Source organism: Nocardia sp. NPDC058244, from assembly GCF_042882065.1.
GTDB lineage: Bacteria > Actinomycetota > Actinomycetes > Mycobacteriales > Mycobacteriaceae > Nocardia.
Map to the genome: position 1 here is coordinate 632784 of NZ_JBHVWX010000005.1, position 16136 is coordinate 648919.

The following is a 16136-nucleotide window of genomic DNA, read 5'->3' on the forward strand; positions in this document are numbered from 1 at the left end:
TCGGTTCAGGCGGAGCCGAGCGCGCGCGGCCCGGCGGTGTGCCCGTCGTCGTACCACTGCCCGACGACGACGCCGTCGACCACGTCACCGCTGTCGGCGTCGACCACCATGCCGCGGTAGGGCGACGGCGCGAAGGAGGGCAGCGGACCGAACCGCCGGGTGCCGAGCTTCTCGAGCACCGGCCGGATCAGCGCCCTGGTGGGCGGGAACAGCGCGAGCAGGCCGACGAGTCCGGTGACCAGGCCGGGCACGAACAGCAGCACCGAGCCGGTGGCCACCAGCAGCCCGTCGGCGACCGCGCTCTCGGCGGTGACCTCGCCGCGCGCGGCCCGGCGGAACCGGTCGAACACGCGCCTGCCCTGGGCACCCAGCAGCAGCAAGCCGACCCCGGACACCGCGATCAGCGCCAGCAGCGCCCAGCCCGCGCCGATCAGCTGGGCGAGGCCGACGAACGCGGCGATCTCGACGACTAGGTAGAGCACGAACAGCACGGCGGTCATGGCGATCCTTTCGGACGATCTACCGAGTCAACGCACGGGAGCCCGATTTTTCTCCCGGCCGCCTCAGCCACCCGGCCGGACGAGACCGGTCTCATAGGCCAGCACCACCGCCTGCACCCGGTCGCGCAGCCCGAGTTTGGTGAGCACCCGGCCGACATGGGTCTTCACCGTGGCCTCCGACAGGAACAGCGCCCCGGCGATCTCGGCGTTGGAGCGGCCCGCGGCGATCTGTTCGAGCACCTCGCGTTCGCGGGCGGTGAGCACGTCGAGCACGCCCGGATCGCGCAGGCCCGCCGGGTCCTCGGCGACGAGCCGGTCGAGCAGGCGCTTGGTGACCTTCGGGGAGACCACCGCGTCGCCCGCGGCGACGCTGCGGATGGCGGAGATGAGGTCTTCGGGCGGGGTGTCCTTGAGCAGGAACCCGCTGGCGCCCGCGCGCAGCGCGCCGAGGGCGTGTTCGTCGAGATCGAAGGTGGTCATCACGAGCACGCGGACGCCGTCGCCCGCCGCGACGATCCGGCCGGTGGCGGTGACCCCGTCGACGACCGGCATCCGCACGTCCATCAGGACCACGTCGGGCCGCAGCTCCCCCGCGCGCCGCACGGCCTCGTCCCCGTTGCCCGCCTCGCCGACGACCTCGATGTCCGGGTGCGCCCCGAGGACCATCTTCAAGCCCATCCGCATGAGTTCCTGATCGTCCACCACGAGCACGCTGATCGGCATTTCCCAACCTTAGCGGGCGGATCAGTCGCCTTCGGCGCGCAGCGGGAGGGTGGCCAGGACTCGCCAGCGGCCGTCGGCGGTCCGGCCCGCGGACAGGGTGCCGCCGAGGACCGCGACCCGTTCGCGCATGCCGACCAGGCCCATCCCCGCGCCGGGGATCTCGGTGGTCGGCGGCCGCTCGGGCAGGCCGCCGCTGTCGGTCACCTCGACCAGGATGTCGTCCTCGCGGCGGTGCACGCGCACGGTCGCCTTCGGGCTCGCGCCGGCGTGGCGCAGGGTGTTGGTGAGCGATTCCTGGACGATGCGGTGCACCCCGAGGCTGACCTCGGGGGTGATGTCGTCGAGTTCCCCGGTCAGTTCGAGGTCGACGGCCACACCGGCGTCGCGCATCAGCTCGGCCACGGTCGCGATGCCCGCGCTGCCGTGCTGGGGCAGCAGTTCCGGCGCGTGCTCGGTGCGTAGCAGTGCCACGGTGCGGCGCAGTTCGCGCAGCGCCTCCCGGCCGGTGCCCGCGATGGTCGCGAGCGCGCGTTCGGCGGTGTCGGGGTCGTGGCGCAGGGCGTACTTGGCGCCGTCGGCCTGCACGATGATCACGCTGACCGCGTGCGCGACCACGTCGTGCAACTCCCGGGCGATGCGGGTGCGTTCGGCGGCCACCGCCTCGTGGGCACGGCGTTCCTTGTCGTAGTCGGCGACCGCGAGCCGCGCCGCGACCTCGGCGTCGTAGGCGTGGCGGGCGCCGTTGAACTCGGCCAGCGTCCAGCACAGCGCGTAGATCACGCCGACCAGCGCCAGATCGCCGCCCGCGGGTTCGCGCAGCACCACCATGGACAGCGTCAGATCGATCGCCAGGCAGACGAGATAGATCAGCCCGTCCCGCCTGCCGACGTAGGCGACGAGGGTGTAGAGCATCACGCCGAGCCCGATCAGCGCGACGTGACCGGAGGTGTCGTCGCCCACCAGATACCCGACCAGCGTGCACAGCACCGAGAGCACGAACATCACCGCGGCCACCGCCCGCGGATAGATCCGGCGCAGGATCAGCGGCAGCGGCAGGATCAGGGAGAAGACCAGGTAGGAGGCCTTGTGGTGTTCGTCGCCGACGCCGAGCGCGTCGAGCACCATCAGGAACAGCGCGAGGACGGAATCGGCGACGACGGGTCGGCCGCGGAGCCACAAGCTGAACCGGCGCACCGGCCCAGCCTAGTCGCCGGGCGCGGCCGGACCCGGTTGGCTTTCCGGGCGCGATCTTGATTGCCTGGTCCGGTGCAACTAGGAGACTGGACGGTCCTACTGGTGGCCGCGGCCGCGGCGGGGTGGGTCGACGCGGTGGTCGGCGGCGGCGGATTGATCATCCTGCCGACGCTGTTCCTGGTCGCGCCGGGCATCGCCCCGCAAACCGCGCTGGGCACCAACAAGCTGGCCGCGTTCTCGGGCACGGCGACCGCGGTGATCACCTTCGCGCGCCGGGTGCCGATGCAGTGGACCGTGCTGATTCCGGGCGCGGTGATCGCCGCGATCACGGCGGCCTGCGGCGCGGCCGCGGTCTCGCTGATCGACCGCGACCTGTTCATCCCGCTGGTCATGGTGGTGCTGGTCGGCGTCGCGCTGTTCGTCACGCTGCGGCCCTCGATCGGCATGACCATGGCCACCCATCCGCCGACCCGGCGCAAGGTGATCCTGGTGGTGGCGCTGGCCGCCGGGCTGATCGGCCTCTACGACGGTCTGCTCGGGCCGGGCACCGGCACGTTCCTGATCATCACCTTCGCGACGCTGCTCGGCACCGAGTTCGTGCGGGCCGCGGCCATGGCGAAGGTGATCAACTGCGGCTCGAATCTGGGCGCGCTGCTGTACCTCGGCTCGACCGGGCACATCCTGTGGGGCCTCGGCGCGGGCATGGCGGTCGCGAATGTGGCGGGCGCCCTGGTCGGTTCGCGGATGGCGCTGGCCAAGGGCGCGGGCTTCGTGCGGATCGTGCTGCTGGTGGTGGTCGTGGTGATGGTGATCCGGTTGGGATGGCAGCAGTTCGGCTAGCGCGCCGGTTCGACCGGGGCCGAGGCGGCCAGCCACGGTTGCAGTACCCGCGAGGTGGTCTCGTGGATCTTGCGGTGTAGTCGTTCGCCGTCGTCGATGCCGTGCTGGGGCTGCTGGAACAGCACCGTCAGCGCGCCCGAGACGGCGCCGACGACCGCACCGACGAGCGCGGCGGCGCCGACCTCGTCGAGTTCGTGCGGGAACGCGCTGTGCAGCTGCCGGGCGATCTCGCGCTGGGCGACGAGCTGGGCGTGCGCGGCCCGGCCGCTCACCGCGGGCACCGTCCGCGAGACCCGCGCGCGCAGCGCCGCCACCCGGGAGTTCAGATCGTCGACGAGATGCTCACCGGGGTTGTCGCCCGCCGCGCGCAGCGCGCGCAGCAGCACCTCCACCGGCCGCTCCCCCGGCCGCCGCGTGGCGATGGCCGCGACGGCGGCGCGCACCCGTTCGTCGGGTTCGGGGAAGAGCAGTTCTTCCTTGCTCGCGAAGTAGTTGAAGAAGGTCCGCGTGCCGACCTCGGCCTCGGCCGCGATGTCGGCCACGGTCGTTTCCTCATAGCCTCTGGCCTCGAACAATCCGACGGCGGCCACGAGGATCGCACGACGGGTTCGTTCCCTTTTTCGATCGCGGAGGGCGGATGGCGGCACGGCGGGCACCCTACGGCATCGGGGCCCACCGCCGCGGGAGGACCGGGGTCAGCGCGTCACGGTTGTGACTGCCGGAACCGGGTTTTCGCGGAATGCCGGGCACAGCTCCCGCGTGTCGGTCCCACCGGCTAGCGTAGGCCGGGTGACTACCGCGACTTCCGGAGAAGTGGACGAGGAGTTCCGCGCACTCGGCTTGCGCGCGCTGGCCGAGGCCGCCCTGTCGGCGGCGCGGGCGGCCGGGGCCGAGCACGCCGATCTGCGGGTGCAGCGGCTGGTGACCCAGTCGATCCGCTTGCGCGACGGGCGGGTCGAGGCCGTCACCGACTCGACCGAGCTCGGCCTGGCCGTGCGTGTGATCGTCGACGGCACCTGGGGTTTCGCCTCGCACGCCGCGCTCACCCCCGACACCGCCGCCGAGGTGGCCCGGCGCGCGGTCACCGTCGCGACCGCCCTGCGCTCGCTCAATCGGGAGCGCGTCGAGCTCGCCGACGAGCCGCGCTACGCGGACGTGTCCTGGGTGTCGGCCTACGACCTCGACCCGTTCGCGGTGCCGACCGCCGACAAAGTGGCGCTGCTGCAGGACTATTCGGAGCGGCTCTCGGCCGCCGACGGCGTCGACCACGTGACCGCGTCGGTGCTGCAGGTCAAGGAGCAGGTCTTCTACGCCGACACGGCCGGGTCGGCGATCACCCAGCAGCGGGTGCGGCTGCATCCGCAGCTCGAGGCGATCACCGTCGACGCGGCCTCCGGGGTCTTCGAGACCATGCGCACCCTGGCCGCGCCCGCGGGCCGCGGCTGGGAGTACGTCACCGGCGCCGACGGAACCTGGGACTGGGCGGGCGAACTCGCGCGGATCCCGGAGTGGCTGGCCGAGAAGGTGAAGGCGCCCAGCGTCGTCGCGGGCCCGACCGACCTGGTGATCGACCCGACCAATCTGTGGCTGACCATCCACGAGTCCATCGGCCACGCCACCGAGTACGACCGGGCGATCGGCTACGAATCCGCGTACGCGGGTACCTCGTTCGCCACCCCCGACAAGCTGGGCACGCTGCGCTACGGCACGCCGATCATGCACGTCACCGGGGACCGCACCCAGGTCAACGGGCTGGCCACGGTCGGCTACGACGACGAGGGCGTGGCGGGCCAGCGGTGGGATCTGGTGCGCGACGGCGTGCTGGTCGGCTACCAGCTCGACCGGGTGTTCGCCCCGCGCCTCGGGCTGGCGCGGTCCAACGGCTGCTCCTACGCCGATTCGCCGCATCACGTGCCGATCCAGCGGATGGCGAACGTGTCGCTGCAGCCGGACCCGGAGCGCGACACCACGACCGCCGAGCTGATCTCGCGGGTCTCCGACGGCATCTACATCGTCGGCGACAAGTCGTGGTCGATCGATATGCAGCGCTACAACTTCCAGTTCACCGGTCAGCGGTTCTTCCGGATCCGCAACGGAGAACTGGCCGGACAGCTGCGCGATGTGGCCTATCAGGCCACCACCACCGACTTCTGGGGAGCGATGGAAGCGGTCGGCGGACCGAGCACCTGGCAGCTCGGTGGCGCGTTCAACTGCGGCAAGGCCCAGCCCGGTCAGGTGGCGGCGGTGAGCCACGGCTGCCCGTCGGTGCTGGTGCGCGGGGTCAACATTCTCAATACCCGGACGGAGGGCGGCCAGTGAGCGCATCGGGTGTGTTCCCCGCGGGCGCGGTGGTCGAGCGCGCGCTGGCGGCGTCGAAGGCCGACGAGGCGATCGTGATCGTCACCGACGCGCACGAGGCGTCGCTGCGCTGGGCGGGCAATTCGATGACCACCAACGGGTCGTCGGTGTCGCGGGACTGGGCGGTGATCTCGGTGTTCCGGGACGGCCCCAACGCCGCCCGCGTCGGCAGCATCAGCTCCACCAGCGTGGACCCGGCCGAGATCGAGGCCGTGGTGCGCGCCAGCGAGGAGGCCGCCCGCACGGCGACCCCGGCGCGCGACGCGATGCCGCTGCTCGAACCCACCGTCGACGACACCGCCACCTGGGACCACGCGCCCGGTGCCACCGAGATCGACGTGTTCGCCGGCCTGGCCCGCGATCTGTCGACCGGTTTCGACGGCACCGACCGGCTCTACGGTTTCGCCCACCACCAGCTGCACACCACCTGGCTGGGCACCTCCACCGGGATCCGCCGCCGGTTCAGCCAGCCCACCGGGTCGGTCGAGATCAACGGGAAGCGGGGCGAGGGCGCCGATCTCGCCAGCGCCTGGGTGGGTGTCGGCACCGCCGACTTCACCGACGTCGACACCCCCGGCCTGCTGGCCGAGCTGTCCCGGCGGCTGGACTGGTCGGCCACCCGCGTCGACCTGCCCGCGGGCCGCTACGAGACGCTGCTGCCGCCCTCGGCGGTGGCCGACCTGATGATCTACCTGGCTTGGACGATGGAGGGCCGTGGCGCGCACGAGGGCCACACCGCCTTCTCCCGCGCGGGCGGCACCCGGATCGGGGAGCGGCTCAGTGATATTCCGCTGACCCTCTACTCCGACCCGAACGCGAGCGGTCTGGAGTACCGGCCGTTCGTGGCGACGCCGTCGTCGTCGGAGTCGCTGTCGGTGTTCGACAACGGCCTGCCCGCCCAGCGCGTCGACTGGATCGGCGCCGGCGTCATCGAATCGCTGGTCTACCCGCGGGCCACCGCCGCCGAATTCTCCGCTCCGGCCACGGTTCCCGGCGAGAACCTGCTGCTCACCGGCGGCTCCGACGCGTCCCTGGACGACATGATCGCCCGCACCGAACGCGGCCTGCTGCTGACCTGCCTCTGGTACATCCGCGAGGTCGACCCGGCCACCCTGTTGCTCACCGGCCTCACCCGCGACGGCGTCTACCTCGTCGAGGACGGCCGGGTCACCGCCGCCGTCAACAACTTCCGCTTCAACGAGAGCCCCCTCGATCTCCTGCGCCGCATCAGCGAAGCCGGCGCCACCGAGATCACCCTGCCCCGCGAATGGAAGGACTGGTTCACCCGCACCGCCATGCCACCGCTGCGCATCCCCGACTTCCACATGTCCTCGGTGAGCCAGGCGACGTAGTCGTCCAGGCTCACACGGCTTCGAGGACCGCGGAGGCGCCGATGCCGCCGGCGGCGCAGATGCCGAGCAGGGCGGTCTGCTTGCCGGTACGGGCCAGTTCGTTGGCCATGGTGGTGACCATCCGGGCGCCGGTGGCGCCGAAGGGGTGGCCCAGCGAGATCGAGCCGCCGTGGACATTGAGCGTGTCGATGTCCACGGTGCCGACCGGCTCGTCGCGGTCCAGGCGGGACTTGGCCCAGTCGGGGCTTTCCAGCATGCGCAGTACCGAGAGGGTCTGGGCGGCAAAGGCCTCGTGGATGTCGACGAGGTCGATGTCGGCCAGCGTCATACCCGCCTTGTCGAGGGCGCGCGGCATGGAGACGGCCGGGCCGATGAGGACCTGATCGGCGGGGTCGACGCTCACGAAACTCCACGAGCGCACGGCCGCGAGCGGGGTGAAGCCGAGGGCGCGGGCCTTCTCCTCGCTCATCAGCAGCACTGCCGACGCGCCGTCGGTGAGCGGGCTGGCATTGCCCGCGGTGACCGTGCCGCCCTCGGCGAACACCGGCCGCAGGGTGGCGAGTTTGTCGACGCTGGTGTTCGCCCGGACCAGGCCGTCGGTGTCGACGCGCTTGCCCGACGGGGTGGTCACCGGAACCACTTCGTCGTCGAAGCGACCCGAGGCGATGGCGGCCGCGGCGCGGTGGTGCGAGCGGGCGGCGAACTCGTCCTGGTCGGCGCGGGAGATGCCGTTGATCCTGGCCATCTTCTCGGCGGACTCGCCCATCACCTCGCCGGTGGTGCGCTCGGAGATCTTGGGCTGCCGCGGCAGGACATCGGTGAACGGCGCGAGCTGACGGACCACGTCGAGGTAGTCCTTCGGCTTCGGCTTGCCCAGCGCCACCGGCGCGACGGCGTGCACGACCTTCTGCGGGAGCTTGATCTCGGCATTGCTGGTGGAGTCGCTGCCACCGGCGATCATGATGTCGTACTCGCCGCGTTCGATGGCCGCGGCCGCCGAGGTGACCGCCTGCAGACCGGACGCGCACGCCCTGGTCACCGTGTAGCCCTCGCACCCGAAGTCCAGCTTCAGATCGAGGGCCACTTCGCGGGCGATGTTCGGCGCGTGACTCGGCAGGATGACGCCACCCCACACGATCGACTGGATCTCGCCCGGCGCGATCCCGGTGCGGTCGATCAGCCCGCGGACGGCGGCGCCGGCCAGGGCGATGCTGTCGAGGCGGGTGAAATCGGTGAACGCGCGCACGAACGGTGTGCGCGCGCCCGCGACGACGACGGCGCGGGTGCGTTTCTCGGCCATGTGAGTCCCTTCGGAGGTTCCGCTGAGCCCACGTTATCCGATACCCCGGGTACTGGGTACTGCTTCGGGTGATCCGTCAGGCGGGGGTGATCTCGATGCCGATGGTGCCCGCCTTGCCCCGGCGCAGGTTGCTGCCGAGGATCACCAGCGGGCCGGTCAGCCAGTACTTGCGGCGCAGCCAGGAGCGGACCTGTTCGGTCTCGGTGGCGTCGAGGAGGCGGGCGGTGCCGGTGACGACGGCACCGTGCGCCTTCCCGCGCGCGTCACAGGGCTGCAGCGTCACCTCGGGATTGCGGCGGATCCGCTTCACCTTCCAGCTGTCGGTCACGGTCCACACGAACAGCTTGTCGTCGCGGGCGACAGCCCACACGGCGGTGCCCACCGGGGTGCCGTCCTTGCGGAAGGTGGTGAGGAGGACGAAGTTCGCGGTCTGCAGCTCACCGAGAGGGTTGGTCATGCTCGCAGCCTAATGCCCGTCGGCGCGTGCGGCAGCGGCCGCCGATCGCGCTTCCCCTTTCATTGTCTACCGGCGAACGGGGCTTGCCGCAAGGGCGGGGCGGGGGTGCAGAATCGCTGTTCGCGCGCCGAGATCCGGGCGCAGGACGGGGTGTGACATGCGGGTTCTCTTGTCGACGATCGGGTCACGCGGGGAGGCGCAGCCGATGTTCGCGCTCGCGGTGCGGCTGCGTGCGCTCGGGCACGAGGCGGTGTTGTGCGCGCCGCCCGATTTCGCCGACCGGGCGCGGGAATTGGGTGTCGAATACGTCCCGGTGGGGCCGGAGGTGCGCGGCACGGCGAAGCCGCACGGCGTGCCGACGCCGGAGCAGCGGCAGCGGATGGTCGAGGACACGGTGGCGGCCCAGTTCGCGGCGGTCGGTGCGGCGTCGGCGGGCTGCGGCGCGGTGGTCGGCGGGGGCGGGTTGGCGATCGCCGCGCGTTCGATCGCGGAGTCGCTGGCGGTGCCGTACGTGTACGCGGCGTTCGCCCCGATGACACTGCCGTCACCGCGGCTGGCGCCGCCGGTCTTCGGCACGGCCCCCACCGGCGACATCGCCGCCCGCTGGGAACAGGATCGGCAGCTGTGGAACGGCGTCTGGCGGGCGCCGCTGAACGCCGCCCGCGCCCGGCTCGGACTCCCCGACGTCGAGGACGTGCGCGCGCACCTGTTCACCGAGCGGCCGTGGCTGGCCGCCGACCCACTCCTGGCGCCCTGGCCGGGGGCACCGGATCTGGACGTCGTCCAGACAGGCGCGTGGATGCTCGACGACACCCGCCCGCTCGACCCCGCACTGGCGGACTTCCTCGAGGCCGGCGATCCCCCGGTCTACGTCGGGTTCGGCAGCGTCCGTGCTCCGGAAGCTGTGGCGCACAGGATGATCGAGGCCACACGGACGCTCGGCCGTCGCATCGTCGTCGGCCGGGGCTGGGCGGATCTGCGGCCCCGGGACGACGGCCCGGATTGCCACATCGTCGGCGAGGTCGCCCATCAGGTGCTGTTCCCGCGCGTCGCCGCGGTGGTCCACCACGGTGGCGCGGGCACGACCCACGCGGCGGCACGGGCGGGAGTGCCGCAGGTCGTCGTGCCGCAGATGTTCGACCAGTTCTATTACGCCGGGCGGGTCGCCGAGCTGGGCATCGGCACCGCATTGACCGCCACCGACGACCCGCACACGGCACTGGAGGGCGCGCTCGACGCCGCGACCACGGCCCGCACGGTCGGCGAGCGGATCGTCCGCGACGGCGCCGCGGTCGCCGCCGACCGGCTGCTGAGCTCGCCCGACGAGTTATGGGCGGTTTCGCGAAAGTCTTCCTAACCTCGGATCCGACCGACCCGCGTTCTCCGGAAGGACACCGATGACCGATACCGCCGTGCCGCTGCTGTGGAGTGGCGAGCTGCCGACCACGCTGGCCTTCTACCAGGCACTCGGCTACACCGTCACCTACGAGCAGACCAGGCCCTATGTCTACGGCGCGGTCGAAGGGCACGGGTGCGCACTGCATTTCGCGGCCGCGCCGCCCGGGGTCACGCTGCCCACCGAGCATGTGGGCGCGCTGGTGATGGTCGACGACGTCGCCGCCCGCCACGCCGAATTCACCGCGGCCCTGCGCGCGGCGTACGGCCGGATCCCCGCCAAGGGATTGCCGCGAATCACCCGGTTCCGGCCGGGGCAGTCCCGGTTCTCCCTCGTGGATCCGGTCGGCAACACGCTGCTGGTGATCCAGCGCGACGAGCCGATGGAGCTCGAATACGGCGGCTCCCGTGCGCTGACCGGGCTGGCCAAGGTCCTCGACAATGCCCGCATCCTGCGCGATTTCAAGAACGACGACAAGGCGGCGGCCCGCGTCCTGGAAACCGGGCTGCGACGGTTCGCCACGGCCGCGTCGGCCCCCGACCGGGCCCGCGCCTACGCCGCGCTGGCCGAAATCGCCGTCGCGACCGAGGATTCCGAACGGCTCGCCCGCTGGCGGGCCGAGCTCGACGCCGTCGAGCTGACCGCCGCGGAGCACGCCGCCCTGTCCGCCGACACCGCCGCCTCCGACCTGCTCGCCACCTGGCTGACCACCACCGCACCCGGCTGACCCGGTGCGGCGCGGCCGGGCGACGGTCTAGGCTTCGGCCATGGATCGACGCTCCGGCACGCGCTATATCCGCTGTCTCGCAACGACACTCGCGGCGGTGGTGATCACCGGGCTCGGGCCGGTGGCGGCGGCGCGGGCCGAGCCGGGATGCGGCGGCGGGTGGCAGGCCGAGGTGCTGGCCGCCGACCTCGGTGGCCTGGAGAACCTGGAATACGACGGCGCGGGAGGCTTCTACGTCTCCGGCATCGTGCGTGGCGAGCTGCGGCACGTCGCGGCCGACGGCCGGGTCACCACGCTGCTCACCGGGCTCGACAATCCCGCCGGGCTGCGCCGCTCCGGCGCCGACCTCTACTTCCTCACCGGCGACGGCACCACCCCCGATGGTGGTGGCACGCTCCGGCGGCTACACCTGCCGACCGGCGAGGTCACCGTGCTGCTGCCCGATCTGGTGCAGCCCAACGGCCTGCTCCTGCTCCCCGACGGCGACCTGCTGCTGACCCAGCTGTCGATTCCGTGGCCACCGGTCGGCATCAGCCGCTACCGTCCCGCCACCGGCGAATTCACGCTCGGCTGGTCGCCGGTGCCCCGCCCCAACGGCCTCGCCCTCACCGCCGACCACCGGGCCGTCCTCACCGAGGACGTGGCCACCTCCCAGATCCTGCGCGTCCCCCTCGACGCCCCCGACCGTCCCACCCCGATCGCCGCGATCCCCGACGGCCTGTTCCCCGGACTGGACGATCTCGACACCGCCGCGAGCGGACTGGCCTTCGTCGCGGGCGACTACTCCGGCAGCGTCTACCAGGTCGACACCGCGACCGGCCGCTGGTGCACCCTTGCCACCGGCTGGACCATCCCGCCCACCGGACCGCTGCCCGCCCGACCCCCGATCGGCCCCACCTCCGCCCGCCTAGCCCCCGACGGTCCCGCCTGGTCCCTCTACGTCACCAGCATCGACGGCACCCTCCGCCGCCTGCGCCCACCCACCGACCTCGACCTGACTCCGGCGCTCGTTCGCTGACTCCGCCCCTGACCCGCAGCCGTTCGAGCAGCGGGCCATCTGCGACGGCCCGGTCACGGGTCCCCGGCGCCTCGCGACCGATTGCGCACAGCGCGAGCGGAAGGCTGGAGTCGCGCGGATCCGTGTGGTGGACTGGTGGATTCGCCGGTCGAGTCGAGGAGGGGCAGGGTGCGTTCGGCGCCGGAGTGGTCGCGGCAGCGAGGGTTCGGGATCAAGGTGGACTGGGGTAGAGCGGGCGCGGCGGCGATCGGGCCGGGTGCGGCGGCCGTCGTGGTGGTCGACGTGTTGTCGTTCACGACGTCGGTGTCGGTCGCGACCGGCGCGGGGACGGCCGTGTACCCGTATCGATGGCGGGACGCGTCGGCGCGGGAGTTCGCCGATCGGCACGGGGCGGCGCTGGCGGTCGGGCGACGCGAGGCGGAGGAGGCGCGGCCGTGGTCGCTCTCGCCCGCCGCGATCCGGCGGGCGCCGTTCACCGAGCGGTTGGTGCTGCCGTCGCCGAACGGGTCCGCCATCGCGGCCACCGTGGACGGCGGCACGGTCGTCGCCGGGTGTCTTCGCAACTACAGTGCCGTCGCCGACTGGCTGATCGCCCAGGGGTGGGGCACGCCCGAACAGCCGATCGCGATCGTCGCCGCGGGCGAACAGTGGCCGGGTAGCGAAGCGCTCCGGCCCGCGCTGGAGGACTGGGTCGGGGCGGGCGCGCTCGCCGCCGCTCTCCTGGACCGGTCGGCCACCGCCCCGTCACCCGAGGCACAGTCGGCGGCAACCACTTTCGCCGCGACGGCCGACGTGCCCGAGCTGATCGCATCCAGCGCGTCCGGCCGGGAGCTCGCCGCGATCGGCTTCGCCGACGACGTCGCGATCGCGATCGACCTCGACGCCGACACCACCGTGCCGGTCCTCACCGCCGGCGCGTTCACCGACCGCTCCGGCAGCTGAGCGCCGGACGCGGGTGCCCGCCACCCCCTCGGCACCTCAGCGACACCGGGTGGCCCGGCGGGCCACCTCCGGGCGGTCGCGTCCCGCGAAATCGCACCACGCGCCGAGCCACGGGCAGCGGTGCTCCACACAGCACAGCGGCGGGTGGCCGACCGACCACCCGCCGCGCGCCTCCCCTATTGGTTCGCGCCGATGATGCCGCCGATCACCGCCCCGATCACACAGCCGGGGATGGCGGAGACGACCAGGAAGATCAGCCCGATCAGCGCCCCCACCACACAGCCGATCGCGATACCGGCGACGATATTGCCGGTCTGATCGATCTGCTGCAGCGCCACCGGATTCAGGGCGGGCGCGCCGACCGGGGTGAGCGTCAGCGTGGTGGCCGCCGCGTCGACCTCGGGGATCACCCGCACCGCGGGCCCGGCGACCGGCTGCACCGTCGTCGGAATGAGGCCGATCCGGCTGCCGTCCGGGGCGAACACGGCGACCGAGGCGTCGGGCGTGAGCTCGAACCTGCCCGCCGCCAGTTCCACCGTCGCCGCGGAACCGTCCTTCGCCACCGCCGCGGTGTACGCGACGGCGCCGTCGACACCGGCGACCGAGGGGCCGGTGACCGGCGCGCCGTACGCGGTGGCCGCGGCGACACCGGTCGCCGCCACGGTGAGGACACCGGCAGCCAGCAACTGCTTGAACTTCATGGGTTTTCCCTCCGATTTGCCGAGCCCGTCCAACCCCGGTCCCGGCGCGATACCCACCCATGATGCGCCATGGCTATAGTGCATAACATCACTTCCGAGAGATCCGGATAGTGCTGCCCCACAGCGGAATTCACACCATCTGGACGTACCGACCGGTCGCCCCCGGCACGCCCGCCGACACGCCGACCCGCACCGGACCGATACGCTCGCGGAGTGACTCGGGGACAGCAAGGCGGCCGGGCGGCCCAGGCACAAGCGCGGCGTGCGGCCATCATCGACGCCGCGACCACCCTCATCGCCGAGCGCGGATACCAGGGCACCTCCCTGGCCGCCGTCGCCGACCGCGTCGGCCTCACCCAGGCCGGCGTTCTGCACTATTTCCCCAGCAAGGACGCCCTGCTGGCCGGCGTGCTCGAAGCGCGCGACCGCTGGGATTTCGCGGCGTTCGTCGCCCGCCTGGCCGACGCGCGCCTGTCCCACCTCGAGCAGATCGTCGAGTACAACGCCGAGCGCCCGGACCTGGTCCAGGCGTTCACGGTCCTGGCCGGGGAGTCCATCACCGAGGCGCACCCGGCGCGGGAGTTCTTCACCGAACGCTACGCCAAGGCCCGAGCCGACTTCGCCGCCCTGCTGAGCACCGAATTCGGCGATCAGCTGCCCGGTGGACTCACCCCCGAACAGGCGGCGCCGCTACTGCTCGCGGTCATGGACGGATTGCAGGTCCAATGGCTGCTGGCCAGGGACGATATCGACCTGACGGCCGCCTATCGAGACTTCGTTTCGCTGCTTTCACCCACTCAGCGGGAGCAAACATAACGTTTACATAACTTCACCAACCTAGCGCTCGGTAGGGTCACATACTCCGAGGCGGAAGTCGTGCGATCTACGTCACACTCGATCGCGCGGCGCTCCACTCCCTCTCGAAGTAATTCCCGAACAAACGGAGCGTGGCATGTCCACCATTCCTGAAGATCCGAAGCTGTCGAGTCCTGTCACGACCGACCCGGACACCAACGACACCGGCCGACTGGACGGCGCGTCACGGGCCCGCATCTTCACCGTGCTCGCGGTGATCGTGCTGTTCACCGAGATCGCGCCGATGCAGTACACGATCGTGTCGGCGGCGCTGCAGAAGATCGCGCCGACCTTCCCCGGCGTCGGCGCGAACATCAACTGGGCCATCATCGTCTTCGGCCTGATCGGCGCCGCCGCCTCGCCGCTCATCGGCAAGATGAGCGACGTCTGGGGCAAGAAGCGGATGTTCCTCATCTGCGGCGTGCTGTTCATGATCGGCTGCGTGCTCGACGCGACCACGTCGAACTGGGGCATCTTCCTGCTCGGCCGATGCCTGCAGGCCACCGCCATCGCGACGGCGGTCATCGCCTACGGCCTGATCCGGGACCTGATGCCACGCAAGTACGTTCCGCTCGGCCTCGGCGTCACCGCGACCGGCCTCGGCGTCTCCGCCATTGCCGGACCGCTGCTCGGCGGCTTCCTGGTCGACAACTACAGCTGGCGCGCGATCTTCTGGTGCCTGGCCGCGTTCACCCTGGTGATGCTGCCGCTGGTGTACTTCGTCGTCCCGGAATCCAAGCTGCGCGTGCGGGAACGGATCGACTATGTCGGCGCGCTGCTGCTCGCCGGTGGTGCCGCGCTGATCCTGATCTACCTCGACAAGGGCCACGACTGGGGCTGGGCGAAGCCGACCACGCTGGCCTGGGTGATCACCGGCGTCGTGTTGCTGCTGCTGTTCGTCCTGGTGGAAACCCGGGTGGCACAGCCGATCATGGACATGAAGCTGCTGTTCCACCCGCGCGTCGCGCTGGTGCTGGCCGGGGCGCTGTTCGCCTCGCTGCAGATCGGCGTCGTCTCCTACGCGATCGCCTACATGTCCCAGACGCCCGACGAGGCGACCGTCACCGCGGGCGCACAGCAGGGCATTCTCGCCAAGGTGCAGGCCATGACGGGGCAGCCGCTGCCGCCCGAAGCCGTCCAGGTGACGCTCGATCCGGGCTACACCTACGGCAGCGGATACACCCTGCTGGAGTTCGCGGTGCGGATCGCCCTGCTCGGCGCGGTGGTCACCATGGTCTGCGGTGCGCTCGCCGGCGTCATCGCGCGCCGGATGGGCGCCCGGATCCCGCTGGTCATCGCGCTGGCGATCTTCGTCTGCTCGGCCGCGGCCTTCGCGGTCCTGCCGCATACCAGCACGGTGTTCCTGCTGGTGAACGCGGTGTTCAGCGTCGGCTTCGGGTTCTACTACGCGGCCATGCCGATTCTCATGGTGGAGGCGGTCCCGCAGGAGCAGCAGGGCATCAGCCTGGGCATGCTCGGCGTCATGCAGTCGATGGGTGTCGCCGTCGGCCTGGCCATCGTCACCGCCTTCCTGCACGCCAACGGGATGACCGCGCTGATCAGCGTGGGCGGCCAGGCGCAGCCCCCGGCCCCGATTCCGGATGTGTTCGGTGATCGCGGATACGAGCTGGGCTTCTGGGTCTGTGGCGCCGCGGCGGCCGTGGCCCTGGTGCTGGCCGTGATCATGCGGCACGGGCGCACACCCGCCACCGGCGGCACCGCGCACTGAGCCCCGCCGCGGACGGGCCGGTGATCGTCAGACGATCACCGGCC

At 71.7% G+C, this 16136-nt stretch carries 16 protein-coding genes; 9 read left to right on the forward strand and 7 right to left on the reverse strand.

Annotated features, from left to right (window positions below; translation table 11 throughout):
- Positions 1-5: 5 nt before the first annotated feature.
- From ACFVW6_RS19395 to ACFVW6_RS19405, 3 genes are all read right to left on the reverse strand, one after another.
- Positions 6-500, reverse strand: coding sequence for an FxsA family protein (locus tag ACFVW6_RS19395; protein ID WP_355280248.1), 495 nt, complete (start codon positions 498-500; stop codon positions 6-8).
- Positions 501-563: 63 nt separating this feature from the next.
- Entirely contained in the window at positions 564-1223 is a 660-nt protein-coding gene (locus tag ACFVW6_RS19400; RefSeq protein WP_355280246.1) for a response regulator transcription factor, read from the reverse strand.
- Positions 1224-1244: 21 nt separating this feature from the next.
- The gene (locus tag ACFVW6_RS19405) at positions 1245-2417 is read right to left on the reverse strand and encodes a sensor histidine kinase (RefSeq protein WP_378829385.1); all 1173 of its coding nucleotides are present in this window, start codon (positions 2415-2417) and stop codon (positions 1245-1247) included.
- Between the two features lie 72 nt (positions 2418-2489).
- On the opposite strand from ACFVW6_RS19405, the gene ACFVW6_RS19410 reads away from it, so the two are divergent.
- Complete coding sequence (locus tag ACFVW6_RS19410; RefSeq protein WP_378829387.1) at positions 2490-3257, forward strand: TSUP family transporter; 768 nt, start codon at positions 2490-2492, stop codon at positions 3255-3257.
- Here ACFVW6_RS19410 and ACFVW6_RS19415 read toward each other — a convergent pair.
- A complete protein-coding gene (locus ACFVW6_RS19415) occupies positions 3254-3904 on the reverse strand; it encodes a helix-turn-helix domain-containing protein (RefSeq protein ID WP_378829389.1) in 651 nt (216 codons plus the stop codon). The genes ACFVW6_RS19410 and ACFVW6_RS19415 overlap by 4 nt on opposite strands.
- Positions 3905-4046: 142 nt before the next feature.
- Here ACFVW6_RS19415 and ACFVW6_RS19420 point away from each other — a divergent pair, with 142 nt between their 5' ends.
- Both ACFVW6_RS19420 and ACFVW6_RS19425 read left to right on the forward strand, forming a co-directional pair.
- Positions 4047-5576 carry a TldD/PmbA family protein gene (locus tag ACFVW6_RS19420; RefSeq protein WP_355280240.1) on the forward strand — a complete coding sequence of 510 codons (1530 nt, stop codon included), beginning with the start codon at positions 4047-4049 and terminating at the stop codon, positions 5574-5576.
- Between the two features lie 11 nt (positions 5577-5587).
- Positions 5588-6967, forward strand: coding sequence for a TldD/PmbA family protein (locus ACFVW6_RS19425; RefSeq protein ID WP_355280434.1), 1380 nt, complete (start codon positions 5588-5590; stop codon positions 6965-6967).
- A 10-nt stretch (positions 6968-6977) separates the two neighbouring features.
- Here ACFVW6_RS19425 and ACFVW6_RS19430 read toward each other — a convergent pair whose 3' ends face one another.
- Together ACFVW6_RS19430 and ACFVW6_RS19435 are read right to left on the reverse strand one after the other, a co-directional pair.
- Positions 6978-8267, reverse strand: coding sequence for an acetyl-CoA C-acyltransferase (locus ACFVW6_RS19430; RefSeq protein ID WP_378829392.1), 1290 nt, complete (start codon positions 8265-8267; stop codon positions 6978-6980).
- A gap of 76 nt (positions 8268-8343) precedes the next feature.
- The gene (locus ACFVW6_RS19435) at positions 8344-8724 is read right to left on the reverse strand and encodes a PPOX class F420-dependent oxidoreductase (protein ID WP_355280237.1); all 381 of its coding nucleotides are present in this window, start codon (positions 8722-8724) and stop codon (positions 8344-8346) included.
- A gap of 157 nt (positions 8725-8881) precedes the next feature.
- Between ACFVW6_RS19435 and ACFVW6_RS19440 the strand changes: the two genes are divergently transcribed.
- From ACFVW6_RS19440 to ACFVW6_RS19455, 4 genes are all read left to right on the forward strand, one after another.
- On the forward strand, positions 8882-10081 hold the full coding sequence (locus tag ACFVW6_RS19440) for a glycosyltransferase (protein WP_378829395.1): 1200 nt from the start codon (positions 8882-8884) through the stop codon (positions 10079-10081).
- Between the two features lie 40 nt (positions 10082-10121).
- Positions 10122-10847, forward strand: a complete 726-nt coding sequence (locus ACFVW6_RS19445) for a glyoxalase (protein ID WP_378829397.1) — start codon at positions 10122-10124, stop codon at positions 10845-10847.
- A 40-nt stretch (positions 10848-10887) separates the two neighbouring features.
- Entirely contained in the window at positions 10888-11865 is a 978-nt protein-coding gene (locus ACFVW6_RS19450; RefSeq protein WP_378829400.1) for a hypothetical protein, read from the forward strand.
- A gap of 168 nt (positions 11866-12033) precedes the next feature.
- Positions 12034-12807 carry a 2-phosphosulfolactate phosphatase gene (locus ACFVW6_RS19455; RefSeq protein WP_378829402.1) on the forward strand — a complete coding sequence of 258 codons (774 nt, stop codon included), beginning with the start codon at positions 12034-12036 and terminating at the stop codon, positions 12805-12807.
- 176 nt (positions 12808-12983) lie between these two features.
- On the opposite strand, the gene ACFVW6_RS19460 is transcribed toward ACFVW6_RS19455, so the two are convergent.
- On the reverse strand, positions 12984-13508 hold the full coding sequence (locus ACFVW6_RS19460) for a hypothetical protein (protein WP_357350307.1): 525 nt from the start codon (positions 13506-13508) through the stop codon (positions 12984-12986).
- Between the two features lie 213 nt (positions 13509-13721).
- On the opposite strand from ACFVW6_RS19460, the gene ACFVW6_RS19465 reads away from it, so the two are divergent.
- Positions 13722-14324 carry a TetR/AcrR family transcriptional regulator gene (locus ACFVW6_RS19465; protein ID WP_378829404.1) on the forward strand — a complete coding sequence of 201 codons (603 nt, stop codon included), beginning with the start codon at positions 13722-13724 and terminating at the stop codon, positions 14322-14324.
- Between the two features lie 136 nt (positions 14325-14460).
- Complete coding sequence (locus ACFVW6_RS19470; RefSeq protein ID WP_387792280.1) at positions 14461-16092, forward strand: MFS transporter; 1632 nt, start codon at positions 14461-14463, stop codon at positions 16090-16092.
- Positions 16093-16136 lie beyond the last annotated feature (44 nt).